The organism is Terracoccus sp. 273MFTsu3.1 (assembly GCF_000383675.1).
Taxonomy (GTDB): domain Bacteria; phylum Actinomycetota; class Actinomycetes; order Actinomycetales; family Dermatophilaceae; genus Terrabacter.
In genome coordinates this window covers 88,932-114,151 of record NZ_KB911828.1, presented here as the reverse complement: position 1 = coordinate 114,151, position 25,220 = coordinate 88,932, and the positions used below count along the sequence as shown (strand labels likewise).

General features: G+C 68.0%; 29 protein-coding genes and 3 tRNA genes. 21 read left to right on the top strand and 11 right to left on the bottom strand.

Features of this window, described 5'->3' with window-relative positions; genetic code table 11:
- From H283_RS28270 to H283_RS0121560, 4 genes are all read left to right on the top strand, one after another.
- Positions 1 to 201, top strand: a 201-nt coding sequence (locus H283_RS28270) for a hypothetical protein (RefSeq protein ID WP_028785562.1), incomplete at its 5' end; no start/stop codon positions are given.
- Positions 202 to 489: 288 nt separating this feature from the next.
- On the top strand, positions 490 to 1,392 hold the full coding sequence (locus tag H283_RS26970; protein WP_081633986.1) for a type 1 glutamine amidotransferase: 903 nt from the start codon (positions 490 to 492) through the stop codon (positions 1,390 to 1,392).
- A gap of 237 nt (positions 1,393 to 1,629) precedes the next feature.
- Complete coding sequence (locus H283_RS0121565) at positions 1,630 to 1,932, top strand: PadR family transcriptional regulator (RefSeq protein ID WP_231372343.1); 303 nt, start codon at positions 1,630 to 1,632, stop codon at positions 1,930 to 1,932.
- On the top strand, positions 1,929 to 2,303 hold the full coding sequence (locus H283_RS0121560; protein WP_020145608.1) for a hypothetical protein: 375 nt from the start codon (positions 1,929 to 1,931) through the stop codon (positions 2,301 to 2,303). The genes H283_RS0121565 and H283_RS0121560 overlap by 4 nt, the downstream gene beginning before the upstream one ends.
- A 268-nt stretch (positions 2,304 to 2,571) precedes the next feature.
- Here the strand turns inward: H283_RS0121560 and H283_RS0121555 are convergent, their stop codons facing one another.
- Positions 2,572 to 2,850, bottom strand: a complete 279-nt coding sequence (locus H283_RS0121555) for a hypothetical protein (protein WP_020145607.1) — start codon at positions 2,848 to 2,850, stop codon at positions 2,572 to 2,574.
- Between the two features lie 50 nt (positions 2,851 to 2,900).
- On the opposite strand from H283_RS0121555, the gene H283_RS0121550 reads away from it, so the two are divergent.
- The 6 genes from H283_RS0121550 to H283_RS0121520 all read left to right on the top strand — a co-directional run bounded on the left by H283_RS0121550 (position 2,901) and on the right by H283_RS0121520 (position 7,378).
- Positions 2,901 to 3,467, top strand: a complete 567-nt coding sequence (locus H283_RS0121550) for an AAA family ATPase (protein WP_156023369.1) — start codon at positions 2,901 to 2,903, stop codon at positions 3,465 to 3,467.
- Positions 3,468 to 3,543: 76 nt separating this feature from the next.
- The gene (locus H283_RS0121545) at positions 3,544 to 3,804 is read left to right on the top strand and encodes a hypothetical protein (RefSeq protein WP_020145605.1); all 261 of its coding nucleotides are present in this window, start codon (positions 3,544 to 3,546) and stop codon (positions 3,802 to 3,804) included.
- A gap of 126 nt (positions 3,805 to 3,930) precedes the next feature.
- On the top strand, positions 3,931 to 4,185 hold the full coding sequence (locus H283_RS0121540; protein WP_020145604.1) for a contact-dependent growth inhibition system immunity protein: 255 nt from the start codon (positions 3,931 to 3,933) through the stop codon (positions 4,183 to 4,185).
- A 195-nt stretch (positions 4,186 to 4,380) separates the two neighbouring features.
- Positions 4,381 to 4,863, top strand: coding sequence for a hypothetical protein (locus H283_RS0121535; RefSeq protein WP_020145603.1), 483 nt, complete (start codon positions 4,381 to 4,383; stop codon positions 4,861 to 4,863).
- A 163-nt stretch (positions 4,864 to 5,026) separates the two neighbouring features.
- Positions 5,027 to 6,214, top strand: coding sequence for a cytochrome P450 (locus H283_RS0121530; protein ID WP_020145602.1), 1,188 nt, complete (start codon positions 5,027 to 5,029; stop codon positions 6,212 to 6,214).
- A gap of 663 nt (positions 6,215 to 6,877) precedes the next feature.
- Complete coding sequence (locus H283_RS0121520; RefSeq protein ID WP_020145600.1) at positions 6,878 to 7,378, top strand: LURP-one-related/scramblase family protein; 501 nt, start codon at positions 6,878 to 6,880, stop codon at positions 7,376 to 7,378.
- 273 nt (positions 7,379 to 7,651) lie between these two features.
- Here H283_RS0121520 and H283_RS0121515 read toward each other — a convergent pair whose 3' ends face one another.
- Positions 7,652 to 8,254 carry a DUF1269 domain-containing protein gene (locus H283_RS0121515; protein ID WP_020145599.1) on the bottom strand — a complete coding sequence of 201 codons (603 nt, stop codon included), beginning with the start codon at positions 8,252 to 8,254 and terminating at the stop codon, positions 7,652 to 7,654.
- Between the two features lie 637 nt (positions 8,255 to 8,891).
- Between H283_RS0121515 and H283_RS0121510 the strand changes: the two genes are divergently transcribed.
- The 5 genes from H283_RS0121510 (at position 8,892) to H283_RS0121490 (ending at position 13,269) form a co-directional block, all read left to right on the top strand.
- On the top strand, positions 8,892 to 9,584 hold the full coding sequence (locus tag H283_RS0121510; RefSeq protein WP_028785814.1) for a hypothetical protein: 693 nt from the start codon (positions 8,892 to 8,894) through the stop codon (positions 9,582 to 9,584).
- Positions 9,585 to 9,859: 275 nt separating this feature from the next.
- The gene (locus H283_RS0121505) at positions 9,860 to 10,696 is read left to right on the top strand and encodes a hypothetical protein (RefSeq protein WP_020145597.1); all 837 of its coding nucleotides are present in this window, start codon (positions 9,860 to 9,862) and stop codon (positions 10,694 to 10,696) included.
- A 335-nt stretch (positions 10,697 to 11,031) separates the two neighbouring features.
- Entirely contained in the window at positions 11,032 to 11,658 is a 627-nt protein-coding gene (locus tag H283_RS26095; RefSeq protein WP_020145596.1) for an alpha/beta hydrolase-fold protein, read from the top strand.
- A gap of 540 nt (positions 11,659 to 12,198) precedes the next feature.
- Entirely contained in the window at positions 12,199 to 12,384 is a 186-nt protein-coding gene (locus H283_RS27955) for a hypothetical protein (RefSeq protein ID WP_156023368.1), read from the top strand.
- A 360-nt stretch (positions 12,385 to 12,744) separates the two neighbouring features.
- Entirely contained in the window at positions 12,745 to 13,269 is a 525-nt protein-coding gene (locus H283_RS0121490; RefSeq protein ID WP_028785812.1) for a GNAT family N-acetyltransferase, read from the top strand.
- Between the two features lie 107 nt (positions 13,270 to 13,376).
- Here the strand turns inward: H283_RS0121490 and H283_RS0121485 are convergent, their stop codons facing one another.
- Together H283_RS0121485 and H283_RS0121480 are read right to left on the bottom strand one after the other, a co-directional pair.
- Positions 13,377 to 14,984 (bottom strand): GntP family permease, encoded by a 1,608-nt coding sequence (locus H283_RS0121485; RefSeq protein ID WP_081633984.1) that lies wholly within the window; start codon positions 14,982 to 14,984, stop codon positions 13,377 to 13,379.
- A complete protein-coding gene (locus H283_RS0121480; RefSeq protein WP_020145593.1) occupies positions 14,984 to 15,523 on the bottom strand; it encodes a gluconokinase in 540 nt (179 codons plus the stop codon). Before H283_RS0121480 ends, H283_RS0121485 begins: the two co-directional genes overlap by 1 nt.
- Positions 15,524 to 16,039: 516 nt before the next feature.
- Between H283_RS0121480 and H283_RS27950 the strand changes: the two genes are divergently transcribed.
- From H283_RS27950 to H283_RS0121470, 3 genes are all read left to right on the top strand, one after another.
- Positions 16,040 to 16,219: a hypothetical protein gene (locus H283_RS27950; RefSeq protein ID WP_020145592.1), complete on the top strand. Its 180-nt coding sequence runs from the start codon at positions 16,040 to 16,042 to the stop codon at positions 16,217 to 16,219.
- 136 nt (positions 16,220 to 16,355) lie between these two features.
- Positions 16,356 to 17,297 carry a cold-shock protein gene (locus H283_RS28650; protein WP_028785810.1) on the top strand — a complete coding sequence of 314 codons (942 nt, stop codon included), beginning with the start codon at positions 16,356 to 16,358 and terminating at the stop codon, positions 17,295 to 17,297.
- 227 nt (positions 17,298 to 17,524) lie between these two features.
- The gene (locus H283_RS0121470) at positions 17,525 to 18,493 is read left to right on the top strand and encodes an epimerase (protein WP_028785809.1); all 969 of its coding nucleotides are present in this window, start codon (positions 17,525 to 17,527) and stop codon (positions 18,491 to 18,493) included.
- Positions 18,494 to 19,350: 857 nt separating this feature from the next.
- Here the strand turns inward: H283_RS0121470 and H283_RS0121465 are convergent.
- Both H283_RS0121465 and H283_RS26090 read right to left on the bottom strand, forming a co-directional pair.
- Positions 19,351 to 19,644 carry a hypothetical protein gene (locus H283_RS0121465; protein ID WP_020145590.1) on the bottom strand — a complete coding sequence of 98 codons (294 nt, stop codon included), beginning with the start codon at positions 19,642 to 19,644 and terminating at the stop codon, positions 19,351 to 19,353.
- Positions 19,645 to 19,719: 75 nt separating this feature from the next.
- Positions 19,720 to 19,947 carry a three-helix bundle dimerization domain-containing protein gene (locus H283_RS26090; protein WP_020145589.1) on the bottom strand — a complete coding sequence of 76 codons (228 nt, stop codon included), beginning with the start codon at positions 19,945 to 19,947 and terminating at the stop codon, positions 19,720 to 19,722.
- A 501-nt stretch (positions 19,948 to 20,448) separates the two neighbouring features.
- Between H283_RS26090 and H283_RS27945 the strand changes: the two genes are divergently transcribed.
- The 3 genes from H283_RS27945 to H283_RS0121445 all read left to right on the top strand — a co-directional run bounded on the left by H283_RS27945 (position 20,449) and on the right by H283_RS0121445 (position 22,834).
- Positions 20,449 to 20,766 (top strand): hypothetical protein, encoded by a 318-nt coding sequence (locus H283_RS27945; RefSeq protein WP_156023367.1) that lies wholly within the window; start codon positions 20,449 to 20,451, stop codon positions 20,764 to 20,766.
- 153 nt (positions 20,767 to 20,919) lie between these two features.
- On the top strand, positions 20,920 to 22,236 hold the full coding sequence (locus H283_RS0121450) for an acyltransferase (protein WP_081633983.1): 1,317 nt from the start codon (positions 20,920 to 20,922) through the stop codon (positions 22,234 to 22,236).
- A gap of 97 nt (positions 22,237 to 22,333) precedes the next feature.
- The gene (locus tag H283_RS0121445; protein ID WP_020145586.1) at positions 22,334 to 22,834 is read left to right on the top strand and encodes a GNAT family N-acetyltransferase; all 501 of its coding nucleotides are present in this window, start codon (positions 22,334 to 22,336) and stop codon (positions 22,832 to 22,834) included.
- Positions 22,835 to 22,903: 69 nt separating this feature from the next.
- Here the strand turns inward: H283_RS0121445 and H283_RS0121440 are convergent, their stop codons facing one another.
- The 5 genes from H283_RS0121440 to H283_RS26085 form a co-directional block, all read right to left on the bottom strand.
- Positions 22,904 to 23,278, bottom strand: a complete 375-nt coding sequence (locus H283_RS0121440) for a DUF4333 domain-containing protein (protein ID WP_081633982.1) — start codon at positions 23,276 to 23,278, stop codon at positions 22,904 to 22,906.
- Between the two features lie 310 nt (positions 23,279 to 23,588).
- Positions 23,589 to 23,663: transfer RNA gene (locus H283_RS0121435), tRNA-Val, on the bottom strand.
- 34 nt (positions 23,664 to 23,697) lie between these two features.
- Positions 23,698 to 23,768, bottom strand: a tRNA-Cys gene (locus H283_RS0121430).
- A gap of 28 nt (positions 23,769 to 23,796) precedes the next feature.
- Positions 23,797 to 23,869, bottom strand: a tRNA-Gly gene (locus H283_RS0121425).
- Positions 23,870 to 23,971: 102 nt separating this feature from the next.
- Entirely contained in the window at positions 23,972 to 25,183 is a 1,212-nt protein-coding gene (locus H283_RS26085) for a YihY/virulence factor BrkB family protein (protein WP_231372344.1), read from the bottom strand.
- Positions 25,184 to 25,220 lie beyond the last annotated feature (37 nt).

Here is a 25,220-nt window from a genome sequence, read left to right as displayed (position 1 = left end):
GACATCAGCGCACCGGCCCTGGCCATCTACTCCCGCGGGGACGAGCGAGAGGGCCCCGAGGCGACGTGGCGGGCCGCCTGTCGTGACCGCTTCGCAGCCGAGACCGCACATGCTCACGTCATCGAGCTCCAGGCCAGCCACTACCTGTTCATCGACCGCCGCGACGACGTTCTCGCGGCATTGCGGGCGTTCCTGGCCTAGCCGTCCGGTCAGCACAGCTAGCCCCCACCCGCCCAGGTCTTGCGAACCTCTGTACCTGCCGGCGACGGCAGCACAGGAGGTGAACGTCTGCACAGCAACGTGAAGCGTTTACCGGATTTGCCGCGTTGAGCACGCTACGCCCGTCCGGTCATGCGAGCCACTGCGGCACGAGTACGGCCCCGCGGCTCGGGCCCGTCACACGTTGGGCCCGTGAATCGGCGTCGCCCTTCTAGCGTTGATCGGCGTCCCATGCTTGTACTCAAGCTAGGGGCTACGTAGAGTACAAGCATGGTGAATGCGCCCCGGATGACGATGGCGACCCAGTTGGCCCTTCGCGCGCCCCTCTCCCCTTCGGACCCGAACAGCTCAGCAACCAGGATTGGGCGCAAACCCGGCCGGCTGCTGGTGGTCCAGCACGTCTCCTTCGCGGTGCCCGGCCCGCTGCGCGCGCAGCTGGAGGCCGCCGGGCTCGTCCTTGACGTGATTGACGTCAGCACCGCCCCGGCTCTCCCCTCGACCCTCGAGCACTATGACGCACTGGTCGTCCTCGGCGGCCCCCAGTCGGTGCTCGACAGGCAGGGCTGGCCCACTCGCACCCAGGAAGCGGCGCTCGTGGCCGAGGCGCTCCGCAACGAGGTGCCCTACCTCGGCGTGTGCCTGGGTGCGCAGCTGCTGGGCGTCGCGGCCGGGGGCGTGGCCTATAGGGGCCCGGCGGCCGAAGTCGGATGGACCCCGGTCGCCACAACCGCGCAATGCGCCCTCGACCCCGTCTTCCGCGTGGTGCCGCGGCGCATACACGTGATGTCGTCACATGTCGACCACGTGAGCCTCCCCGGAGGAGCCACCCGCCTCATGTCCTCCAGCGCCTACCCGAACCAGGCCTTCCGGGTCGGCAGAATCGCGTGGGGCACGCAGTTCCACCCCGAGGCGGACGCCGCGTTCGCGGCGACCCGACGACGGCTCGTACCCGGTTGGGCAGAGGACGAGGTGCCGGCGAACGGCGAGGAGCGATTCTTCGAACGGCACGCCGGGGCCATCTTCGCAGCGGTCTTCTCGCGGTTCGCCGCCGTCGTCGTTGCCGCCGCCACCCGGCGCCGCGAGCCGAGTCCGGCGGGTCAGTTGGCAGCGCGAGGGCAGACGTGGCAGCGGATCGCCGATGAGCAACTTCGGTCATCCTGCGCGGTCCCGTGACCGCTCTGTGGGCTTACGCCGAGCACGAGGTCAGTGGCCAACGTCCAGGATGCCGTCTCGATCGTGCTGCGGTTCGGTTCTGGGGTCGCTGACGGAGTCGGGTCCCGCCACTAGATCTCGATCCAGGTCTTGACTGGCCGGTCGACCCGCAGCTTGGCGCCGCTGCGTGCCGGCGGTGGACTCTTGCGCCGGGCTGCCGACCCTAGGTAGAGTACGAGCATGCCACCACGGATGACCATGGCAACCCGATTGGTCCTCGACGTCCTGTTCAGCGACCTGGCGGCCGACTGGTACGGGTCGCAGATCGGCCGGCTCGCCGGGCTGCCGAGTGGCACGGTCCACCCGATCCTGGCCCGCCTGGAGAGAGTCGGCTGGCTGGAGTCCCGGTGGGAGGACATCGACCCGAGCAGGGAGGGCCGACCGGCGCGCAGGTACTACCGGCTCACGGAGTCGGGTGCCACGCAGGCGGGGAGGGCCTTGGCCTCCGCGCGCCGGCCGCGACCTGGCTTCGCTCCGATACCGCAGGAGGGCTGGTCATGAGAAGAAAGACTCAGAGGGCGTCGGTCCGCTTCGCGGCGTCGGCGATGGAGCGGGCCACCGTCGGCGTCCCCTCCGAGACCCGCGACCGCTACCACGATGAGCTGGTCGCCGAGATGCACGGGCTCGGCCGCCTGGCCGCGTGGCGGTATGCCGTCGGCGTAGCCCCATCGGCCTCGACGATGCACGCCGCCCTGACGGACGGCGGCCCGCAGCCGACGCCAGCCGTCCGACCGCCCCTTGGCTGCCGCATCAACACCCGCCACGTGTGGCAGACGACCCATACGCCGGACGGCGAGCTCTACCGTGCCTGCGCCCGGTGCGGCAAGGAGTACGTCCCCATGGGCCCAGGGGCCGGGTTCACCTGGGGCTGAGCTGGCTTTGGACGGCCCGGTCCGAGGTCGCCCTCGAAGAACTGGGCGCGGGCCTTCGGGTGAGCTCGTGACGAGAACGGTCTCCCGGTGCGATTGAACCCGAACCCGAGGCCGGTCTCGAGCCCGATGATCCGGCCCGCCGCCGACGACACGCACCGCGCAAGACGTCCCGGCCGACAGCTGGAGCGCTCACAGGCCAAGCTGGTTCTTGGCCAGATAGGTCCCCGGACCAGCCACCTCAGGACGCACGCTCATGCCGCGTTCGGCGCTACCCGGCGGACGCCCACGCCCGTTCGAACTCGTCCTCAGTGATGGACCACGATGCCCAGTCCTCGAACTCCTCGAGTCGAACTTGGCCGAGTCGGCCGTACTCGTCCTCCTCCCGCCCGGGGCCGTATCGCACGGTCGGACCGGCCTCGTAGTCCTCGATCTGACGAGTCGGCCACCCCTCGTCAGAAACCTCGAAGTAGTAGTCAGCTGCTCCCCAGGAGTCGAAGGCGTCGCCGCGGCCCTCGTCCCAGCGCCGTTTGAAGTACCGAGGTGACATGTGCGGCAGCCTGACAGAAGAAGCACGCTCATGCCGCTGGGAGTGCTGCCGTGGTTGGCACACGCTTGGATGAGCAGGTGAATGCCACACCGCCCCGGCCGCCCGAAGCGCTTGCCACCCTGACCGTCTTCGCTGGACGACCAGGCACTGGCAAGACCACGCTGGCCAAGGCTCTGGCCCAACGACTGCAGGCCTGCTACTTGCGCGTCGACGCGGTAGAGACAGCCCTTCAACGGACCGGCCGGCCCGTCGGCGTCGAGGCCTACGCCGTGATCCACGAGCTCGCGCTATCCAACCTCCTCCTCGGGCTTGATGTTGTCGTCGACGCCGTCAACCCCGTTCCCGAAGCTCGAGTGGGATGGCGTGAGACGGCCCTCCGCGGCAGGGCCCGACTGCTGCAGGTTGAGACCTGGCTTCCCGATCAGTCCGAGCATCGTCGACGCGTCGAAGCCCGGACACCCGACATCCCCGACCAGCGGGTCCCGTCCTGGCTCGAGGTCGAAAACCAAACCTGGGTGCCGTGGGAAACCGAGCGTGACGGACCCCGCACCCTCATCGAGACCAGCGACTCGGGCGAAGCCCTCACCACGCTTCTCGCGCTGCACGCGCCCGTCTAGCGGCGTCCGCTATTGCCGCAGACAGCAACGTGCACGTCGGGGTGCCCACGCCCGTGCGCTCCAGCATGATGAGCACGTGGACATCTCCCTTGCCCCGGTCGCTGCGAAGGCGTATGTCGCCTGGGTCGGTGACGGCGAGCGATGGAGCGCTCACGTCGAACGCAGCGAAGACGACCCAACCGGTGAGTCCAGCGAGCACGACACTGCAGCCGACGCTGTGGTCTGGGCACGCGAGCGCACGGACTGGGTGCTGGTCGTCACCGAGCCGCTGCTATGGGCAGGGGCACCAGAGAAGCAGCCATCCGATGTCGACCAGATCTGGCGACAGGGAACCTGATCGACGAGGGTAGGCAGGCAATCGCGAAGCGTCGTAGCCGGGCTGGCCTGCCCACTCTCATGGCCGCTCGTCGGACGTAGCGGTGAGCCCGCGTCGCCACTGACGTACTTGGGGCACGATGAGGGCGTGACCCATCAGCTGGAGCACCTTGCCAAGGCGTACTTCCATCAGGACTACGACCTGGACTCGGGATCAGTGAGCCTGGTCATCGACTCGTTACGGAAAGGCGAGGGCGAAGCCTCGGCGGCCGAGTTGGTCTCGGAGATCGATCGCCTGCTCGCCTCACACCAGTCCGACCGCAACCTGCGCGACCTGTGGTCGTCGAATGGGGCGCCGCCTACGATCCTCACGACGCCGGTAACAGCATGCGCGACTGGTTGACCCAAGTCCGAGATCGGCTTTCGCACGAGCCACTCTGACGTTCGGCCATAGCCGTCCGCACCTGCCGCGCACCGGACGTTGATGCGCGCGGAACTCGCGACGTGAACCAACGGCACCCGGCCGCCTCACCGGGCAGGATCAGGGGTGGATGACCTCCGTCCCCACCGACGCCACCGCACCAAACAGGAGCCGACAATGACCGACACCCCTTCGACGCAGCCCGTCGAGCTACCCGCGTCCGCTGAAGGCAGCACACCAACCTCGCCGGCCGAAACGCATGGCGCCACCGAGTTCACCGATGCTGAGCACAACACCCTGCGCTCGGCCGCGATGCTGGCAAGCGCATGGGTGTCACGCGCGGAGAAGGGCATGTTCGACAGCATCAAGGAGTCCTTCGCCGCCTCCAAGGCGATCGCGGGCTCACCCCCGGAAGTCGCCGCCCTAGTCGGCAAGGGCGGGTTCCCCGAGATGCCGAAGGGTACGTCCGCGGACGTCGAAGCCCGTACCTTGGCGCTACTAGGCGAAGCGGTGTCGCTGTTGAAAACAAAGGCTCCCCAGCTCGTCGACGGTTACCGCGCCATGGTCCTACAAAGCTGTCGCGACGCCGCGGCTGCAGCCGACGACACCTCACCCAACGAGACGGCTGTCATCGCCAAGGTAGAGGCCGCGCTGGCTTGACCACGCCAGCGGCCACTGGATGCAAAGATCCGATACGCCCAACGGTGGCCGTCGCAGCTCCTACCGAGACGCCATCTCGCCGTTCTCAGATGTTGATGCGCGAACGTCCGCTTTGCCGCGTTAGGTCATTGCGTCTGGCGGCTTAGGGTTCCACGATCGGAGCATGGAGCAGGACCGGGACGCTGGATCCGCGGCGCAGGAGCAGGCACTCATGACCGCTCTGTTCACTCCTGCCGGACGGGACGATCCTGCAGTAACAGCGCGCTCGACGCCTGTCGTGGGGTGCGGTTATGCCTTCGCGACCGCGGCCCTGCACGACCGGCGCCTGACGGCGACGCCGATCCCGCCGTCGGCCGACCTCATGTTCCAGGTCGTGGCGCGATTCCTGTCCCGCATGAACGACGAGCGCCACAGCCTCGTCCGCACGGCGTTCACCGGGCTGTTCTCGCCGCGACGGATCGAGCGCTACCGCGGCCAGATCGAGTCCACCTCCGCCATGCTGATCGACGCGTTGCCGTCGACGGGACCGCTGGACATCGTTCGCGCGTTCGCGCGACCGCTGCCGTTCACCGTCATCTGCAACGTGCTCGGCGTCCCCGCCGAGCGACAGCCATGGCTGGCCGAGCGCATGGAGGCCTTCGGCCGCGCCGTGGCAGGACAACGCGATCACACCAACGTGCAGGCCGGGAACACCGCCACCCGAGAGATGCTCGCCTTCTTCGATGACCTGCTGAGCAACCGTCAACACCGGCCACTCGATGACGTGGTGTCCCTCCTTGCCGCCAGCGGGCAGGCCCACGAGCATCGCGACGACCTGCTCGCCAACTGCATCTTCTTCATCCTGGCCGGTCACGCCACGACAACGACCCTCATAACAGCGGGAGTCCACCTGCTGTCCACTCACCCCGCCCAGCTCGCCAGCGTGCAACGCGACCCGAGCACCTGGCCCGACGCCGTCGAGGAACTGCTCCGACTCATTTCACCCGCCACCCTGACAGGGGTCACAGCCACCGAGGACACCAAGGTGGCGAACTGCCCTGTCCCTGAAGGCGCGACCCGCGCCATCGTCTTCGCCGCCGCCAACCGCGACCCCACGGTGTTCGCTGAGCCCGACACCTTCGATGTGACACGAACCCCAAACCCCCACTTGGCGTTCTCCGCCGGAGCCCGGTATTGCCTCGGCGCACCCCTGGCACGACTGCACGCCGAAGTCGCACTCACGATGCTCTTCACACGCCTTCCGGGACTTCACACCATCGGTGAACCGACATGGCTGGGCAGCGTCCCCATCCGTCAGGTTGCCAGACTCGACGTCGACTGGTCACCCCCGCGTGGTGACACGACGCAGTGATCCAACACTGAGGACGACGCGATCCGACCACAACGTCTAGCCCTGGCCGGGCAGGCGACGGTCCGTGGGATGTGTTTCTTGGGATGTGTTTCTTGGGATGTGTTTCTTGTGTGGCACGTACCTCGCTCGCACCGTTGACGGCTCGCCCACCGACCACCGTGACCGTGACGGCGACGTCCCCCGACGACGACTTCTACGATCTGAAGATCATCGGCGTCTAGCCGGATGAACCAACCGCTGAGGCTGCTGTTGCTTGAGCCCGGCGGCTTGGTTTCCGATACGAAGCAAAGTGCTTCATGGTCGACGGCTACACCGTGGGCGCAGACCGTTGGACTCACGGCTTTGTCAGCCATGCATGACGGGGTGTTCGCGAGCAGCCAAGAGGCCGGCCGCCCGGTGCGAATGTGGGACCGGGCGGCTGGGCTGTCGAGATTTCTCGTGGACCGATGAGAAGAGACGGGGCAGTGGGTCAGACTGAAACTGCTGGGTGATGCCTCAGCCGACCCGGAATGCCAGTACCTGATCACCGCGACTGGAGAGCGGGCGCGGAGCGAACCGCGAGCACGCTGTCGCGGGGACACCCACGACCGAGTCCTCAGCCCGTTATGACCCGGACAAATCAGTCGCACAGGTCGACAGGCCTGAGCTAGGAAAGGACACGCGATGGGACTGCGTCATCATGGCCTCGACGGCCCGACGTTCCAGATGCGCGAGAAGGTCTTCGCGATCGGGGACGACTTCTGGGTCGAGGACGACAACGGCAACCGAGCGTTCAAGGTCAACGGGAAGGCGGCGCGGCTGCGCGACACCTTCATTCTGGAAGACGCGCACGGCAACGAGCTCTTCAAGATCCAGGAGAAGAAGCTCAGCGTCCGCGACAAGATGACAATCGAGCGAGGGTCGACCGAGGCCACCGTCCACAAGCGGCTGATCGGCATTCGTGATCACTACGTCATCGACGTCGACGGCGGACACGACCTCAAAGCGCACGGGAACATCGTGGACCACGAGTACGAGATCGAGCGCGACGGCGAGAAGGTCGCCGAGGTCTCCAAGAAGTGGTTCCGCGTCCGGGACACCTACGGGGTGCACATGGCTCAAGGAGAGGACGTGCCTCTTATTCTTGCGATCACCGTCTGCGTGGACCACATGGCGCGCGGATAACCCGGAAAACCGTAGCCTGCGTCCCTGGCGCCGTTCGGCGCCTGGCAAGATCCTGCATGCTCGACCGTTCTGAACGCGCTCGTGCCGCGGAGCGGTTCTACCGACGGGCACCGAGGCAGCCTCGGTGCTGGGCTGGTCGCTGGCGCTTGGAACGGGACACCCGGAAATGCCGCGTTGAGGGCGAATGGTCCTCCACCCGTGCCGGAAGCGGGAAAGAGTCGCACGTGGAAGAGCGGCGATCGGCTCGCGCGCCGACTCCCGGTAGAGGCCCGCCTACTGCGCCGCGTTGCCGTTTGACTCGGCGGCTTGCTCTTCGGCCTCTTCGGCTTCCTTGGCGGCAGCCTTGACGTCCTTGGCGACGACATCGTCGATAGCGGTCATCACGATCGTGTTGGCCATCTCAAGGGCTCGTCGAAGTTCGACAGCTGCAGGGTCGGAGACCAGAGCCACGATGCCGGAGTGGCCCGGCTCGATCGCGGCCTCCAGCTCGTCCGCCAGTTCATGCCGATGCCGCAGCTGCCCCACCTTGCCGGCCGCAGCCCCTGCCGCTCCCAGCACCGCCGCGCTCCCGAGGATGGACGGGGGGAAGATGAGCCCCAGAGCCGCCCCGCCGACGATGCCCCAGGTGAGGCCGTGACGGGTCGTGTGGTCAGTGGCCCGCTGGACTTCGACCTTCCCGTCCGTCTCGCGTTTCACCACGATGACGCCCTCGATCTCGACATGTCTGCCGTCCACGGCCTCTTTCAGGGCGGCGTATGCCTCCTGCGCGCTCGTCGTGTCCGCGAAGTCCGCAACCAGCAAGGTGTACGCCCCGTCGGACACGGCTCCAACGACCGTGACCGCTGGCTCCGGGGCCTTGCTCGCATCTTCTGACATGGGCGTCTCCTCATCCGAAGGGGTTTCAGCTGCAGCGACCGAAGTCGCGATGCCCGGCCTCTCGCACGCTACTCCCCCGCTGGTGCACCCGAAGGCCTCTCGAGGACGGCACGTCTCAGCCGAGCCGCCCGGCGACACTGAGCACTCGCTTCGGACACTCGGCCTCCGGTGTTTCCACTCCCCGCCGGCCCGAACGGGACGTCCGACATGCCGCCGAGCGGTCGTGCCGAGTAGCGGACGTCCTCGGCTCCGCTGGGAATCGGCTTTCAGTGGGGACACAAGTCCCCCGCCTCTGGGCCCTGTTCCCTCCGGGCCCCTGACCACCTCACCGGCTCATACCGCGGTCGTACGCCGCCTCGCTTGAGAGTCGACCAGGGCCTGATGTGCCGGCCTGCCCCGCACGGCGAGGGTTGGTGCCGTGAGCTACGACCACCCCTCCCGTACGCCGGCGGCTGTCCACCGCGCGGACGCGAGGAGCAAGGGCCCGCTCGCCCTCCGCCACGTGGGGGCCGGGCACACCCAAGGAACAGTCGTCGTCACCGTCTGACGACGTGACCGACGAGCACGACCTGGCCCGTGCGCATGCACGCCCACACGTGGCCACTCCGGCCATCCGACCGAATCGAAGGAGTCAGAGGTGAGCTCACCGCAGGACACCGCCACCCCGCCAGCCCGTACGGGGGACGTTCGCCGGCTCGTCGGCGCCGCGGCGATCGTGTTCGCGGTGTTGGTGGTGACGGAGAACGCGTTGCTTGCAGTGACGGGCGCGCCAGGCTACGGCGCTCCGATCGGGGAGGTACTGGCCTACTACGCGGCCAACCGCGACGCGGTCGCGATCGCGTCCGGTCTGGTGGCCGTGTACCTGCCGCTGCTACTCCTGTTCGTGACGGGCCTGCATGGCCTCGTGGAGCGGCGCGGCGGGGCGGGCGCCGACTGGTCACGCCTCGCCGTGGCCGCTGGCGCGACGTTGTCGGCCATCTTCGTGCTCGTCAACGTCCTTCAGGTCGGGCTCGCGCTCTCCGCCGGCCCGCTCGCCGAGCCGACGCCCTCGTTCGAGCTCGTCTGGCAGGTTCACGCGGCGGCCTTCGCTCTGGCGCTGCCGATGCTCGGCAGCACCTGCATCGGCGCGGCCCTCGCCGCGCACGCGAGCGGGCTGACTGCGCCGTGGCAGCGCCTGCTGGGCCTCGTGGGCGGGAGCCTGCTGCTCGCCGCAGGGCTCTGCAACCTCGCGATCGTCGACGGCTCGGCGCTGATCTTCGTCGGGCTCCTGGGTTTCACCACCTGGCTGGTGTGGACGATCTCGACCGGCGTACGCCTCACCCGGTCGTGACCGATGCACGGTGCATGGCATCCGGCGCGTGGTGAAGGGGCTCCGCCTTCGGTCGCTGAGGAGACGTCGGGTGGATCCCGCGCCTGTCGCAGCATCCTTGTCCCGCTTGGGCGTCGATCCCATCCAGTGCCTGACCGACCCACAGACCGCCTGCCAGATCGATATTCCACAACCACCGGACGTGCGATGAGGCAGGCAGAAGGGCCCCTCGGGCCCACACCAACGGGGCCGCATTTCGACAACTACGCGCCCACCCACCATCGAGAGGTATCACTATGAACACCACCGCACCTGCTCTCACTGGCTCGGCTGGGCCGCGCCACCTGCGAGCGCTGACGGCGGCGACTGCGCTGCTCGTCACCCTCGTGGCTCTGGCGCCGTTTCCGCTGGCCTCGGCGCTGTCCGGGGGTCGCTATGGGGACCTGGGCGCGCTGCGCACCGGTGTCACCAACGGGTTCGTGCAGCTCTGGGCCATGGGTGACGGCCGGCTGGGCGAGCTCTCGGCGACAGCGGACTTCTGGGCGCGGTTCCACCTCGTGAAAGCGACGCTCTCGACGGTGCTTCTCGTCGTGCTCTGCGTCCTGCTCGCGAGGGTATGGCGAGCGAGCACGGATGCCGGCAGCCGTGGTCGGCGATGGGGCCTCGCGGGGCTCGGCCTAGGCGCCAGCGGGCTGGCCGTGGTGTCGCTGTTGGTGGTCGTCGCCAACCTGCAGGGTGCCGTGGCTCCGCTGTCATCGGTGCTGGGGGTGTTGTCGTTCGCGGACGCGGGTGGCCCGCTGGCACCGGTTGTAGAGCAGGCCCGGCAGGTGGTTGGAAGCGGTGCTTCGACGCCTGCAGCGCAGGTGCTGCGAGCTGACTTCGTGCGCTACCACGCGGTCATGGCGATGCTGGGGACGGCTGTGACCTTGGGTCTGATCGTGGGTGCGGTGGTGCTGTGGCGCCGGCGGCTTCGCACGGCCCGGACCCAGCGATCGTGGCGGCGGGTGCTCACCGCGGGAAGCATCGGCCTGCTGTTGCTCGCCTCAGCGTTCGCGGTCGTCACTGCGGCAAACACCTCGACCGCACTCCACCCCTCCGTCGCACTACTCGGCTTTCTCGCCGGGGGCGCCTGAAACCCGACCCCTGCGGCGGCCGTTGGGCGAGGCCGCTCCGAGGGGCCGGCCGGGAGGTGGGGCCGGACCACTCAGGAGGTCGCTCGTGGGCGTCCACGAGACGAGTCCTGCTGGTGAGGATCCGACACAAACATGGTTGACCGGCGCTCTTTCCCGTGGCTATCAGCTGTTGACGGATGACCAGTGCGCGATCGCGGGCTGCGACGTGGAACGGCGATCTTGGTGGGTCCGGGTGGCCCTGTGATTGGCGCGCGTCCTGTTGTGGCGGGCCATCCTGCCGATGTGCGGGGCGGGCAATGATCCGCGGGCTGACCTCTCGATGCGACGATCTGGGAGTGGAGCACCGATCACGCGCCGACGCAGCTTCGGGCGAGTTCATCACCGAGACGTTCGAATACGACGGTGGTCGACAAGCGACGGTATACGTCCCTCCCGACCGGCCCGAGGCGATCGTCTTCGCCGGGGACGGGGAGAGTCTCTCGCGTTGGGGCGCTGACCTGGCAGGGACCGGGCTCCCGGCCACGATGGTTGTGGGCGTCCACCGGCACGCCGATGAGACTCTGCGGATCCACGAATACTCACCAGGGTTCGACCCAGACCGGTTCGCGGCGCACGAGGCATTCCTCATGCAGGATGTGAGGGCTTGGGTGGCGACGCGGTGGGGACTGGCCATGCCCGCTGAGCGCACCGCGATGCTGGGCGTCTCTGCGAGCGGTGAGTTGGCCTTGGCCATGGGTCTGCGGCACCCCGACATCTTCGGCTCCGTGATGTGCGCCTCGCCGGGCGCGGGCTATCCACCACCGGAGAAGCTGCCGGCGCACGTGCCGCGTGCGTACCTGGTTGGAGGCACCCAAGAGCCGTTCTTTCTCAGGAACGCAACGCTGTGGGCAGCGGCGCTGGTGAAAGCGGGCGCGACCGTTGCCATGAAGGAGCGTTCTGGCTCACACGGCGACATCTTCTGACGGCGTGAGTTTCCCCTGATGGTGGCCTGGGCGTTCGGAGGATGAGGTGTGCGAAACGCACTAGTGCCGCTCTCCGATTCTGCCGCGGTGGTAAGGGTCCACCGTGCCGACAATCGGGCATCGCAGCGGACGTCTTCCGGCACGATGACGTGTCCGAGCGCGACCTGCTCGACCTGTGGGTTGGCTACCGGGGCGCGTCCTACGATCCCACATCGGCGGTCACGACATACGCGGTCGGTTCACCTCCCTTGGTATCGGCTATCGAACAGATAGCCGATACCAGAGCGAATGGACGTCCGCAGGCCCCCTTGAGGACGGCACGTCCGACCTTGCCGCTGTCAGGGCAGCCGCGGGCGCCGAGGAGGTCGCAATCGGGCACGTGTCACGACGGTGAGAGCACTGTCGGGGGACGGGCATCGACGGAAGGCCGCCGACGGGTGAAAGGGAACATCCTTCAGAGCGCCTGCGCGCGGCAGGCCTCGGAGGGACGATGGGGGTGCGACAGAGGATCAGCTCACCCCTTGAAAGGAGTGGCCCTCGATGACCACAACCACCGGACCGAACCCGGTTCAAGCACCAGCTGAAGACGACGTCCCGCCGCCGGCCACGGCGGAGAAGCGGCCATGGCTCATCCCCGTCGTGGTCGGCGTCGTCGCCTTCGGCGCCGGTGTCGGTGTCGGCTCGAAGCTGTCCTGGCGGTTCTCGACCTGGTGGAAGCCGACCTGACGGCAGGAACGTCAGCGTTCTGCAGCCTCCTGTCGAAGATGGTCGAAGCTCAGCGCGCTGCGACAGGCGCGCTAGGTCTACCGGACACGTGCACGCTCCCCCACGTGACCGCTGCTGTGGGCGTCTCGCGAGGTCAGTGCAGCGCCGGGTTGGCCTTGGGCGGTGGATCGCCCACACCCGCCCGGCCAAGGCGGTCTGCGCGATGACCGATGGGATGCTCGACCCCCATCACTGATCCGATCCACTCATCCGTTCATGCCGCGTTGAGGACGGGACGTCCGACCATGCCGCATGACGGTCGTACCGAGAAGCGGACGTCGCCTCAAGTGGTGGCGGGCGCGCCGCGAGTAGATTGCCGAGGTGCCCCGGCAACCCGTTCGCCTCGTGACCGCACGGTTGTCGTTACGACAGCCGGCGCAGGTGGATGCCGCAGCAATCCTCGGGATCCTGTCGAATCCGTCGGTCGTCCAGCACAACCCGTCGGATCTGGTCGAGGAGCTTCAGGACGTCGAGACGCTGGTGAGGCACTGGCAGGGACATTGGGAGCGGCACGGGTTCGGGAACTGTTGCGTCTTCGAGGAGAAGACCGGTCGACTGGTAGGCAACTGCGGTGTCCGGTGGATGACGATCCACGGGGACCGGGTTCTCAACCTCATGTACCGCTTTCATCCCTCGGCCTGGGGACAGGGCTACGCCACGGAGGCCGCGGAGGCCCTGTTGCAGTGGGCGCAGGAGTGGCTTCCTGCCGAGCTCGTCGTCGCCCGTATCCGTCCCACGAATCTGGCCAGTCAGAAGGTCGCCACGAAGATCGGCCTGCGACGACATCCCGCCTTCGACGACCAGGGCGAGGACGGCGTGGAATGGGCGTTCACCAAACGTTCGTGAACCCGATGGGAGCACCGTTCGCCAGTCCAGTGGAGGTGGCTCGGCGGACTCGCTCCTGACCGTCATGGAGCACCCGATCGGGTCCCTTCGCCACTCACCCCTGATGATCAGGTGACGATGACGCTGGCCATCATCACGAGGGCGAAGCCGAACACCGAGATGACGGTCTCCATCACCGACCAGGACTTGATCGTCTCGCCCACGGTCAGTCCGAAGTACTCCTTGACGAGCCAGAACCCCGCGTCGTTGACATGGGAGAAGAACAGCGACCCGCAGCCGATCGCCAGCACGAGCAGCGCGAGGTGGTTGGCTGACAGAGTCGGCGCGAGCGGCGCGACGATTCCGGCGGCGGTGATGGTGGCGACCGTGGCCGACCCGGTTCCGAGCCGAATGAGCACCGCGACGAGCCATCCGAGCAGCAGAACCGAGATGCTGACGCCCGTCGCCCAGTCCTTGATGACATTGCCGACCCCGGCGTCGATGAGCGTCTGCTTGAAACCACCGCCGGCGGCGACGATGAGGATGATGCTCGCGACCGCTGGTAGCGCGGACCCGACCGACTCGCTGACCTGGGTCTTGTTCAGGCCAGATCCGAGCCCCAGCGCGATGTAGCAGTAGAGCACCGCGATGAGCAGGGCGACGATGGGGGTGCCGATGAAGTCCATGACCGTGCGGACACCGGCCTTCTCGTCCGTGACGGCCAGTTTGGTGATCGCGTCGATCAGCATGAGGACGACCGGCAGGGTGATGCCGATGATGGCCGTCGCGAAGCCGATGCGCTTGCGCCCGGGCGCCAACGGTTCGTCGAAGGTGCCCAACCTGCTCGTGCTCTTGACGCCGGCACCGGGCTCAGCGGATTGAGGGCCCGCCGGGTCGACGCGACCATCGTCACCGCGAGGACCACCAACGCCGTCCCCGCGGATCTCGGTCCTGGCTCCGGCTGGCACCGTAGTGCGGGTCCGCGTCGCCGTGCCACCGGAGGTCGAGCCCAGCAGCACCAGGTCGTCAGCGGACTTCGGGACCCATCGATCGACGTAACGCGCGAGCAGCGGTCCGGCGACGGCGACCGTCGGGATGGCGATGATGATGCCGAAGATCAGGGTGCGGCCGAGGTCAGCGTCGAGAAGGCCGATCGCGGTGAGCGGACCGGGATGTGGCGGTACCAACCCATGCAGCACCGACAGTCCCGCTAGCGCAGGGATGCCGACCTTCATCAGCGACAACCCGGTGCGTTGGGCCACCAGGACCACCACCGGGACGAGCAGCACCACCCCGACCTCGAAGAACAACGGCAACCCGAGGATGGCAGCGATGGCCGCCATGACCCACGGCAGCCGACCTGGTCCGACTCGGCCCACCATCGTCCCGACGATCCGGTTTGCGCCGCCAGAGTCCTCGAGAAGCTTGCCGACCATCGCCCCGAGCGCAATGAGGATGCCGACCGCCCCGGCGGTCGTGCCGAACCCAGCCACGAAGCTCTTGACCGTGTCACCGGGTGGCATGGTCGCCACCGCACCCAGCACAGCCGAGCCAAGCATCAAGGACAGGAACGGGTGGACCTTGGCCCACGTGATGAGAACGACCACCGCGAGGATGCCGAGGATGCACGCCGCGACGAGCTGGGCGTTCCCGGCGTACACCGGGGGTGCGTCGGCGGTCGGCAGTTCGCCCGGAAAGGTGGTGGACGCGGCTATGGAAAGAGCGATCAGGGACATCAGGCGTGCTCCTTGCGGTGGCCGAGGGCGGCGAGCGCGCGGTCGAGGACCTGGGCGGCACTCCCCTCATTGGTGATGGTCACGCCAGGCTCGTCCGCTCCGAGCGGCTCGAGCGTGGCCAGCTGGCTGGGCAGCAATGACGGTGGCATGTAGTGGCCCGGACGGTGCTCCATCCGGTCGCGGATGACATCGGACTCAGCCGTGACGTGCAGGAAGCGCACGTGTGGCCTGCCCTCGCACAGCAGGTCGCGGTACACACGGCGCAATGCCGAACACGTCACCACCGCAGACTCGCCGCGGCCCTCCTTGTCCGAGATCCACGCCCCGATCGCCGCCAACCACGGCCAGCGGTCCTCGTCCGTAAGTGGTGTACCGCTGCGCATCTTCTCGACGTTGGCCTCGGGATGAAAGGCGTCACCCTCGGCGAACTCCCACCCGAGCACCGTCGCCAGACCTTTCGCGACCGTCGTCTTTCCGCTCCCGGACACTCCCATGACGACCACCACGTCGGGGTCGGGACCGCTTGCGCTGTCCAGCATTCTCCGAACGTAGCGCGCGTCGCCATCCCGGAAGGGCGTTGGGCAGCCGGCATTCAGGACGAGGTGTCAGCCACTCGGAGACGGAGATGGCGGGGCATCATCAGTCGGCGGCACCTACCGGCTCAAGCAGCTGACCAGCGCTGTCATCGCCGCCAGCGTCTGCTTCGGCATCCGCGTCGTCGGCATTCGCTCTGACCTCGACGCGCCGACACCGCGGGGCACGACGCATTGCGACCGGGGCTGGCTCCAGGGCTCTATGTGCTTTCCTGAAACATGGCAACCGATCCGGCGGCACGAAGCACAGCACCACGAATGGTCCACGTCGGCCACGTCCTGGTAGGTGGAGCTGCTCTTGTCTTTGCCGGGGCCATGATCGTTGCGGGGCTAGATCCAAACGCTGAACTGGGAGGAGTGCTTCTCCCGCTCGGACTTGTGCTGGCACTCGCCGCAGCAGGCTTTACGTACGCAGCAGTCACGGCCATGAGACGTGCACCAGAGGAACGTCACGGTCTCTCGATGGGCCTGAGCATCATCGAACTCCTCCTCGGAGGCGCCTTGGTGGCAGGGCTGATCGCCGCACTGCGCAGCTACGGAGAACCGTGGCGTTCTCCGCTGCTGCTGCCGGCAGCACTGCTTGTCGCTCTCGGGCTCGCCGGGCTCCGCCTCGAGCTGACTCGACGCGCGCCCACACCGTGAACGCGCTGGGCTGCGGCGATCAGCAGCAATCCGGTTGTCCCGACGGCGCGAGCGCTGTCGGGCGCCGGGCGACGTGTCGCAGTCCGGTCGGGGACACTAGGGGGACACCAACCGTAACTTCGACAAGGAGTGAGCCGTGACCGAGGGAACCGTCCGCTGGTTCGATGCCGACCGGGGGTTCGGCTTCATCGCCCTCGGGCAGGAGGCAGAGGACCTGTACGTGCATGCGTCCGAGATCGTCAGCGACGACGCGATGAAGCTGCTCCGGGAGGGGCAGGTGGTCGAGTTCGAGATCGGCGAGGGGGACCGCGGCCCGCAGGCGCGCCGCGTCCGGGTCACGGCCGACCACGCCGCCGATACACCGCTGGGCGTGCTCGGCACCGTCTCCTGGTACGAGCCTGCCAAGGGGTACGGCTTCATCACGCCCGACGGCGGTGGTGCCGAGATCTTCGTGCACAGTTCGGCCATCGTGGCGGGCGGCGTGGTCTCGGAGGGGCAGCGGGTGGCATTCCTCGTGGTCGACGGAGAGAAGGGACCGCAGGCTGACCATCTGCTTCCCTTGGGAGCCCTGGCCGCCCAGCAGGCCGTGGCATCCGACGGGGCGGACGGCACCGTGACCTGGTACGACCTCGACAAGGGCTTCGGGTTCATCACCCCCGAGTCGGGCGGCCCCGATGTCTTCGTCCACTTCCGGGCGCTGGCCGACGGGCTCCCCGAGCTGGACGAAGGAGACCGCGTGACGTTCGACGTCGTCGTGAGCGAGAAGGGCCCGCAGGCTCGCGACGTGCGCCTCGTACGCGGCTCGACCCCCCGGAGCGCACCCGCGCCGTCGAGCCGCGCTCGGTCGGGACACCGGGAGGCATCCGACGTCCCGGCGCGAGGCGGTGAGGGAGTGGTCGCGCGCTACGACGCGGAGCGGGGGTTCGGCTTCATCGCCCCGGACGCGGGAGGCGCGGACCTGTTCGTGCACGTGTCCGTTCTCAGAGGCGCCGAGGCGCTGCACCCGGGCGATCGGGTCCGATACCAGGTGCGACAGAGCGATCGAGGGCCGCAGGCCGACCGCGTCGAACGGGTCTGAGCCGGACGGCGGTCCGCGCGGAGCCAGCGCTGGCGTGTCCCGATCCCGCCAGCGCTCGAGCAGCGTCAGGCGCTGACCGCTCTTACCGCGCATCCCTCAGTCATGCCGAGTCGTCCGACTCGGCGGCCGCCACGCGAGGCGGCAACGGTGGCCGGGCGGCCTCGTCCTCGGGGTGGCCGATGGGTGTCGCTAGCGGCACGGTCCTGCCCCACGGGTAGCCTGCCGCCATGAGCGGGGGCACACGGGCTGTGGTAGCCGGCTGGAATGGGTTCATCGGACGTCGTCTCGTCGACGATCTCACCGCTCGCGGATACGTCGTCGCCTGCGTCGGACGCCATGGCCCGGATGGTCGGTGGAGCGATCGCACATCGCTTCGCCGCCTCGTCGACGGCTCCGCCCTGGTGGTCAACCTTGCCGGCAAGAGCGTGGGCTGCCGTTACACCCACGGCAATCGGGAGGAGATCCTGCGCTCCCGCGTGGACACGACACGACTGCTCCGCGAGGCCATCGCCGCCGCCGTGCAACCTCCGCGACTGTGGCTCAACGCCAGCACCGCGACCATCTATCGCTACGCCCTCGATCGCCCGCAGACCGAAGCCGACGGCGAACTGGGCATGGGATTCTCGGTCGATGTGGCGCGCAGCTGGGAGCGCGAGCTGTTCGCCGGCGAACTGCCCGGCACCCGCCGCGTGGCGTTGCGGATGGCCATCGTGCTCGGCGGACCGGCCTCCGACCTGCTCGCCCGTGTCGCCCGCCTGGGTGTCGGCGGGGCGCAGTACGACGGGTGGTGGTTCCAGCACCGTCGCTACCGTGGCATCGGTGCGGAGCCCACGGGCGGCCCGGTGCCGATCCACCACTCGCACGGGCGGCAGAAGTTCTCCTGGATCCACATCGACGACGTTCTGGACGCCATCCGCTTCCTCGAGCAGCGTCACGAGCTCGAGGGCCCCGTGAACCTCGCATCACCGAACCCGAGTGACAACCACACCTTGATGACCGAGCTGCGCCGAACGGTGGGCATGCCGATCGGCATCCCCGCTCCGCGGTGGCTGTTGGAGCCCGCGATGTGGGCCCTTCGCAATGAGTCGGAGCTCCTGCTGAAGAGTCGGTGGGTCCTGCCGGAACGCCTCACATCTGCCGGGTTCGAGTTTCGCTGGCCCATGCTCGGCCCAGCCCTTGGCGACACCGTCCGTTGATCGACTCGGCCAACGCACTGCGCACCCGACGCCCGCCTCGGGCGGGACCTCTGACCCGCCGGCTGTGCCCGCCGTCGTGTCACTGGTCCCGGGACGACGGCCGAGAGCCAGTACGACCCGGACGGCGCTCTCCAGCATCGACCTCAGTACTTCGTCCGCGTCCCCCTGCTCAAGCCCGGTGACGGCAAAGACGGCGAGATCCACTGTCCGATAAGCGGTGCCGTGGACATAGAGCCGGCGTCGTCGTGGGTCGTCCGGGTTCGCCCTGGCGACGGCGGTGGCGTCCAGGACCCGGAGCCACAAGGACGGGCTGCTCTTCAACGCTGTCCGGGTGCAAGCCCTCGCTATCTGGGCGTAGACGTACGCCCCGTGTGCGTTCGCCCGGACCAGTGCCGGAATGAACGAGATCAACGCGGAGCGCCCGTCCTCCGATGTGGCGTCGTTCACTCTCCTGGCGAGGTGGCCGAGAAGAGGGTGGGTGCACGCCGGCTTGTCTCCCCATCTCTCCTTCGCTGCAAGGGCCACCAGCTCCATGAGGCAGGTGCCGTCATCCGCGCTCAGGTGCAGGCCTGCCTGCAACGTCGGTCGGACGGACCCACCATCCATGGTTCGCCTCGCCGATGCGATGAACTGTGCATCCACTGGTACTCCAACGAAGACGGCCCCGATATCCACGCTGGACGTATCGGCTCTGCGCGAAGTTGAACTTTCGGTGAACTGCCCTCGCCGGGTCACGTGGCCTGTGCCGGCGTCGGGGGCGAGCGAGCCGTTGCCATCGTGACTGTCGCGCCCGCATCGAAGGCGTGCCACCAGTTGCCCTACCGGGCCACGTCGCCTCGGCGAGGGCCATCCCGCGACTACAGCGCAAAGGCCCATCGCGTCAGCAACCTGTGCGCGTCTCGCAGAGGCTGCGCGAGAGCCACCTCATGCGTGTCTGCGCTTCCGCGCCGCCGCTCTACCCGGAACGACCCGTCGGAGAGCCGAACAGCCTGCGCGTAGGTCTGACCTGAGGCGTCCACCACCTTTTCGACGATGAGCCACGAGCCCTCCCCCGCGGCAAGGTCCTCGAGCAGCAGGAGGAGGACGTCCTCGGACGGGTCGTCGTAGGTGTCGCCGTTTTCCATGACCGCTCTGAACGTGCGCGTGGGCATACCTGCACTCTCTCGCATCCCACCGCTAGACCCCACTTCCGGTCGACGTGGGCGGCACGTGGACGCCGACGGGACCTACGGCTCCCGTCCCCCGATCAGGTCGTCACGGTCTGCGATGGCCGCGAGTCTCTTGCGAGCCGAGTGCTCCACGAGCACTGGCACGAAGTCTCTGATGCCGCCCGTCAGCTCCGAGTGCGCCAGCCGCACCGCGGCCTCGACCACGTCCGCGTCCAGCTGCGGGTAACGCTCGCCCAGCCTGACCCGCACCTGCTCGATCTCGTGGGCTTCCGCCTTCGGGTCCATGACCAAGAGCGTCCCGCTGGTGGGCCTTCGTCGGCAAGAGGCCCGCACAGGGAGCTACCGCCGGCGGCCCGCCGGAACCAATCGGGCCTGACCCCCGCAACGGCGTCGAACGTGACACACCCTGGCCACGAGCACATGTCGCCGACAGGGGCCAACAGATCTCGGCACGGCCCCCAAGGTAGCTCGAAGGTCGGTCGCCGATACTGCGATCGAGGCGTCCTCGGGCCCTTCACGTTCGACCCTCGACAGGGAGATGCGCCAATGCCACAGGCACGAAGGGCTGGAACCCGAACGGTGCTGCTCGCCGCCGCCTTGGTGGTGGGACTGAGCTCGATGCTCGCCATCGCCGTCTGGGCCTCGGCTAAAGGGACACCGACCGGGCGAGTGGGCACGGCGCCCGCTCAGACACCCGCGCCCTTTGGAGCAGGCCTTCCTCCGCTGCGCGGCGGAAGCGTTCCCGTGGCCCCGACATCAGACGGCGTAGCCCAGCAGCTCCACACCATGGACCTGAAGTCCCTCGACAAGGCCGTCGCCAGCGAGGAGGCGGCCGTTCGACAAGCGTCATCCCCGTCAAGAGTCGCCGGGGGCACGTGGCTCATCGGTGAGGTCGGCGCCTACCTCGTGGGCCGGCGGGCCACCCCGGGCACGTATGAGTCCGCGGCGCCGGCCGCGGGCAAGACCTGCCGCTGGGCTGTGGCGGACATCAACGGCAACACCCTCAGATCTGGCTCGAGCAGGACGAGGACCAGTGTCGTGATCCGCAAGACCGACGGGTTCTTCCAGACCACCGGCTGCGCGAACTGGCACAAGATCTCCTGACCGCGGTCGCCGCCTGTCTCCGAGCGAGCCTTGAGCGTCACCACACAGGTGACTGAGCCGCGTGCCACCGCATCGACCTGAACCAACCGTGCCATCGCGTCGTATTCCTTACATCACCTGGATCACGCCGCGCCGCGTCAGGGACCTTCAGCGATGTCCGGAGGGAGGGAGCTCGGTTGCGAACGCCCACGCATCGGAGGCACCTGCTGGCCTCGGCCTCGAGTTTGGTCGGGGTCGCGACCGGAGCCGCTCCGCGCGGCTGGCACCGGTCCTGCTGGCCTGCGCGTCGCCTCGGGACTGACCGTGACTGCCGAGCCTCGTCTGGAGGTTCTGCTCGCAGATCCGGTCCGATGGCGTACGAGCGGGCGACGGCGCCTGTCTTTCCCAGAGCGACTCGTGCACGACAATGGTAAGTGGCCTGCACTGGACGGGGTCCGTGGCGTAGCCATTCTCCTGGTCCTCGGTCAGCACGCGCCCACTCGGCCGTTCATCAATGGTTTCGTCGGTGTGACCGTCTTCTTCTGCCTGTCGGGCTACCTCATCACCGGCCTGCTGGTCCGCGAACTCCAGACCGGCACCATCGACGTCCGGTCGTTCTATCGCCGACGCGCGGCGCGCCTCTACCCGGCACTGGTGGCCGTCGCAGCGGTGACCATCGTGGTGCTCCTCGTAGGTCGACACGATCTGAGCGTCGGGCAGGTTCTCGCACCTGCTGGGGCAGCCGCAACCTATACGACAAGCCTTTTCGACTGGGCCGGCCACCCGTTCGCCACTCAGGACTACTTCAACTACACCTGGACGCTCTCCGTCGAGGAGCAGTTCTACCTGTTGTGGCCGTTCGCTCTGCTCTGGGGCTATCGTCGCAGTCCCCGGCTGTTCGCCGCGCTCACCGTTTCGTTGATCGGGATCACCCTGGCCATCGATCTCGTCCTGGGCCTGGGTCAACAGATTCTTTTCGATCAGCACGAGTACGTCGGGACCGACACGAACGCGCTGCCGATCCTGGTCGGCTCACTGCTCGCGATGGTCGTCCAGAACGGCTGGCTGTCAGGAGCAGTAGGGCGTGTTGCGCCCTTTGCGATGCTGGCACTTGCTCTCCTGCTCGGCCTGGCATATCGCAACGACACCTACCACACCTCCTTGGTGATCGTCGCCGGGACCGTGCTGACGCTCGTGATGCTGACCGGTGCCGTGACGCAGCCAGGCTCGGCGGTTGGATCGCTGCTTGCGAGCGGTCCGATGCGGTGGCTCGGCGAGCGGTCGTACTCGATCTATCTCTGGAACGTGCTTGCGAGAATCGCGATACTCAACCTGTTCGGACACTCGGTGCTCGGTGATGTCGTCTGGGTCGCCGTCTTCGTCGCTCTGGCCGAGGCCAGCTTCAGGTTCGTCGAGCGCCCGCTACGCGTGAGACTTGCGCAGAGATCCGGTGCGCGTGGGCAGGCGACCTGCGTCGTCTCGCCGCGATAAGGAGCTCTTCGGCATTGACGCGGTGCGGAACTGGGGAAAGGGTTCTCGTTGTGGAAGCGAGGCATCTCGTGATTCTCCGGTGAGGAGGTGAGGGGCCGTGTCGACAGACTTCGAGGTGGTGGTGCCGCACCTCGCCGACGCTGAGGAACTGGCCTCGGTCCACGTTCAGGCGTGGCGGGAAGCCTACCGAGACCTGCTCCCGGAGCACTTCTACGATGACGCCGCGCTCGAGAGCCGGCGGGTGATGTGGTCAGGTCTGCTCGCGGAGGAGGATGCCGGGGAGCGGGTCCGTGTGGCCCGGCGCGACGGCCGAATCGTGGGGTTTGTCGCGCACGGCGCGGCCCGCGAGCACCAAGGACACCCGCCCGAGCGCGATGAGCAGCTGTTCGCGCTCTACGTGCTGTCCAGCTGCTACGGGCACGGGGTCGGTCAGGCTCTCCTCGACCAGGCTCTCAGCGAGCGGCCTGCACAACTGTGGGTGGCCAAGGACAACGCCCGCGCTCGACGGTTCTACGAGAAGAACCGGTTCACAGCCGACGGGACCGAGCAGGTCGATCCAGATCTCGACGGGCTGGTCGAGATACGCATGGTGCGGTAGTCCGACGCGGCCGCTCACACGACGACGCTGTCGACAGGGCCCGACGTCGGACGGACACGCAGCCCGCTCCTACGACGGGATGCGGGTCAGGACATAGTGCCCGTCGCGCTCGGTGAACGTCGCGCGCACCCCCACCTTCGCGCCGTTGATCGTGAGGTGGCAGTCCGTGTGCGTCCCGACCTTGAGGTCAGGGAAGTTCGCACAGCTGACGGCTCCGATCTTGTCGGCAGGCCGCTTGGCCTTTGCCGAGGCAGCGATGCGGGCTGCCAGCACCTTCCCACTCGTGGCCGGGTTGAACTCGAGGATCGACGGCGGTGCCGTCACCGTCTGCGTGACGGTGGTCGGGGCCGCGGGCGCACCCGTGGCGCAGCCGCCCAGAGCCAGCACGCCAAGTGCCGCCACCACGACACAGGGCGCGGCAGCGGTTCGCCTCCTCGTGCGCATCTACGCCTCCTCGCTGGCGCCCCTACGGGCGGCGCCCCTCCTGCCCAGTATCGTCACGGGGCGTTTCCGACGAAGCGAAATGGCCCAGCGCCGTGCGCTAAAGCACTCACCTCGCGGGCGCGGACTCGGAGGGCGCCGGGGCGACGGACCGCATCGTCGGCCAGGAGCCGTGACCGACGTGCTCCCACCGCCGGGGCGACGTTCTGGATCGATAGTCACTCACTTGGTCACTCGGAGATCGGCGCGCCCGAGCCCACACGACAGAACAGCCCCTGACCGGCGTCTCCGCTGGTCAGGGGCTGTCTCGTACTGGTGGGCGATACTGGGTTTGAACCAGTGACCTCTTCCGTGTCAAGGAAGCGCGCTACCGCTGCGCCAATCGCCCTGGGGTGTTGCTGGTACTGCGTGGTGTCTCACCGAGGTGGAGACGGGATTTGAACCCGTGTACGCGGCTTTGCAGGCCGCTGCCTCGCCTCTCGGCCACTCCACCGTGGAAGGCAAGTGGATCTTTGCCTCCGAGCGGACGACCGGGCTCGAACCGGCGACCTCAACCTTGGCAAGGTTGCGCTCTACCAACTGAGCTACGTCCGCGGGAACACCAGCGGTGTAACTTCCCCGCTCGGTGCTTGGTAGACATTAGCCGATCGATCCACGAGATACAAAACCGGCCGTCGTCGGATGGACGCCGGCACCTCAGCCCCTCCTCGAGGCCTGATCAGAGCCCCGATCCGAGCCCTCATCGGAGGTCCGGCCGGAGGCCCCGGTCGACGTGTCGACGACGCCGCTCGCCCCCTCCCCCACGCCCCGCTGGATGGCCTTCTTGATGGGTCCGTGGTCGCTGCTCACGAACTGCTGGTCACGCCCTCGGCGCGCGTGCGTCCCGACGTCGTCGGCCGGCACGTCGACGCCGCCGAACGTCGCGGGCGGGTCGGACTCCGCCGTCGGCCCCTCGCCATCCGCCTCGGAATCCGAGCGAGAGATCAGCCCTCCCGCGCCCTCCATCGCCCAGTTGACCAGCCGGACGTCGGCACCCTCGTGCAGGTCGACGGGCCAGAGGACGCGGACCGCAGCGTTGAGGCCCGCACCGATGAGGATGGCCACGGCCAGCGCATACAGCCAGATGAGCAGCACGATGGGCGTGCTCAACGGGCCGTAGATCGACGACCCGCCCATCGACGCCTCGACCGAGATGCGCACGACGTACGAGGCGCCGACCCAGATCGCCATGGCGAGAAGGGCACCCGGCACGTTGCGCCGCCACGGGCTCCGTCGGGGCGTCGACACGTGGTACATCGACGCGAGCAGCACCACGCTGAAGACGATGAGCGTCGGCCAGTAGAGCGCCTTGGTCACGGACGCCGCGGCATCCGGCAACCACGAGGCGAGCAGCCCCGGCCCGAGCAGCATGAGGGGCAGCACGAGGATCGCGGAGAGGATGCCGAGCGTGTAGAGCAGCAGGCTGAAAGCGCGCATGTGCACGATGCCGCGAGCGTCCTTCTGCCCGTACATGATCGAGACGGTGTCGACGAAGACGTTGAGCGCCCGCGACCCCGACCACAGCGACAGGATGAAGCCGACCGAGATGATGTCGACGCGCCCGCCCTTGAGCACGTCGTTGATCGTCGGCAGGAGCAGCTCGTTGATGCTCGACTCGGACAGGAAGCGCGAGGCGTAGACCTCGATGGCCGACACGACGCTGTTGATGGTGTCGGCACCGATCCAGCCGCCGACGAAGCCGAGGCCGCCGAAGAGCCCGAGGACGAGCGGGGGCAGGCTCAGCAGCATGAAGAACGCGCCCTCCGCCGCCAGCCCGGTGACGCGGTAACGCAGGCACACCCGGGTCGTCTCCAGGGTCAGTCGCGCGAGCGGGACGCCCCATGGCACTCGCTCCAGCACTGCCCGCATCCTCGTCCGCACGCTCATCGCCTCCGAGGCTAACGGC

Excerpts from the sequence above, each read along its gene's own strand:
- H283_RS26970 (WP_081633986.1), top strand. The coding sequence starts at position 490 with ATGGTGAATGCGCCCCGGATGACGATGGCGACCCAGTTGGCCCTTCGC.
- H283_RS0121565 (WP_231372343.1), top strand. The coding sequence starts at position 1,630 with ATGGCAACCCGATTGGTCCTCGACGTCCTGTTCAGCGACCTGGCGGCC.
- H283_RS0121560 (WP_020145608.1), top strand. The coding sequence starts at position 1,929 with ATGAGAAGAAAGACTCAGAGGGCGTCGGTCCGCTTCGCGGCGTCGGCG.
- H283_RS0121555 (WP_020145607.1), bottom strand. The coding sequence starts at position 2,850 with ATGTCACCTCGGTACTTCAAACGGCGCTGGGACGAGGGCCGCGGCGAC.
- H283_RS0121535 (WP_020145603.1), top strand. The coding sequence starts at position 4,381 with ATGACCGACACCCCTTCGACGCAGCCCGTCGAGCTACCCGCGTCCGCT.
- H283_RS0121530 (WP_020145602.1), top strand. The coding sequence starts at position 5,027 with ATGGAGCAGGACCGGGACGCTGGATCCGCGGCGCAGGAGCAGGCACTC.
- H283_RS0121520 (WP_020145600.1), top strand. The coding sequence starts at position 6,878 with ATGGGACTGCGTCATCATGGCCTCGACGGCCCGACGTTCCAGATGCGC.
- H283_RS0121515 (WP_020145599.1), bottom strand. The coding sequence starts at position 8,254 with ATGTCAGAAGATGCGAGCAAGGCCCCGGAGCCAGCGGTCACGGTCGTT.
- H283_RS0121505 (WP_020145597.1), top strand. The coding sequence starts at position 9,860 with ATGAACACCACCGCACCTGCTCTCACTGGCTCGGCTGGGCCGCGCCAC.
- H283_RS27955 (WP_156023368.1), top strand. The coding sequence starts at position 12,199 with ATGACCACAACCACCGGACCGAACCCGGTTCAAGCACCAGCTGAAGAC.
- H283_RS0121485 (WP_081633984.1), bottom strand. The coding sequence starts at position 14,984 with ATGTCCCTGATCGCTCTTTCCATAGCCGCGTCCACCACCTTTCCGGGC.
- H283_RS0121480 (WP_020145593.1), bottom strand. The coding sequence starts at position 15,523 with ATGCTGGACAGCGCAAGCGGTCCCGACCCCGACGTGGTGGTCGTCATG.
- H283_RS27950 (WP_020145592.1), top strand. The coding sequence starts at position 16,040 with ATGGGCCTGAGCATCATCGAACTCCTCCTCGGAGGCGCCTTGGTGGCA.
- H283_RS0121470 (WP_028785809.1), top strand. The coding sequence starts at position 17,525 with ATGAGCGGGGGCACACGGGCTGTGGTAGCCGGCTGGAATGGGTTCATC.
- H283_RS0121465 (WP_020145590.1), bottom strand. The coding sequence starts at position 19,644 with ATGCCCACGCGCACGTTCAGAGCGGTCATGGAAAACGGCGACACCTAC.
- H283_RS26090 (WP_020145589.1), bottom strand. The coding sequence starts at position 19,947 with ATGGACCCGAAGGCGGAAGCCCACGAGATCGAGCAGGTGCGGGTCAGG.
- H283_RS27945 (WP_156023367.1), top strand. The coding sequence starts at position 20,449 with ATGGACCTGAAGTCCCTCGACAAGGCCGTCGCCAGCGAGGAGGCGGCC.
- H283_RS0121450 (WP_081633983.1), top strand. The coding sequence starts at position 20,920 with ATGTCCGGAGGGAGGGAGCTCGGTTGCGAACGCCCACGCATCGGAGGC.
- H283_RS0121440 (WP_081633982.1), bottom strand. The coding sequence starts at position 23,278 with ATGCGCACGAGGAGGCGAACCGCTGCCGCGCCCTGTGTCGTGGTGGCG.
- H283_RS26085 (WP_231372344.1), bottom strand. The coding sequence starts at position 25,183 with ATGCGGGCAGTGCTGGAGCGAGTGCCATGGGGCGTCCCGCTCGCGCGA.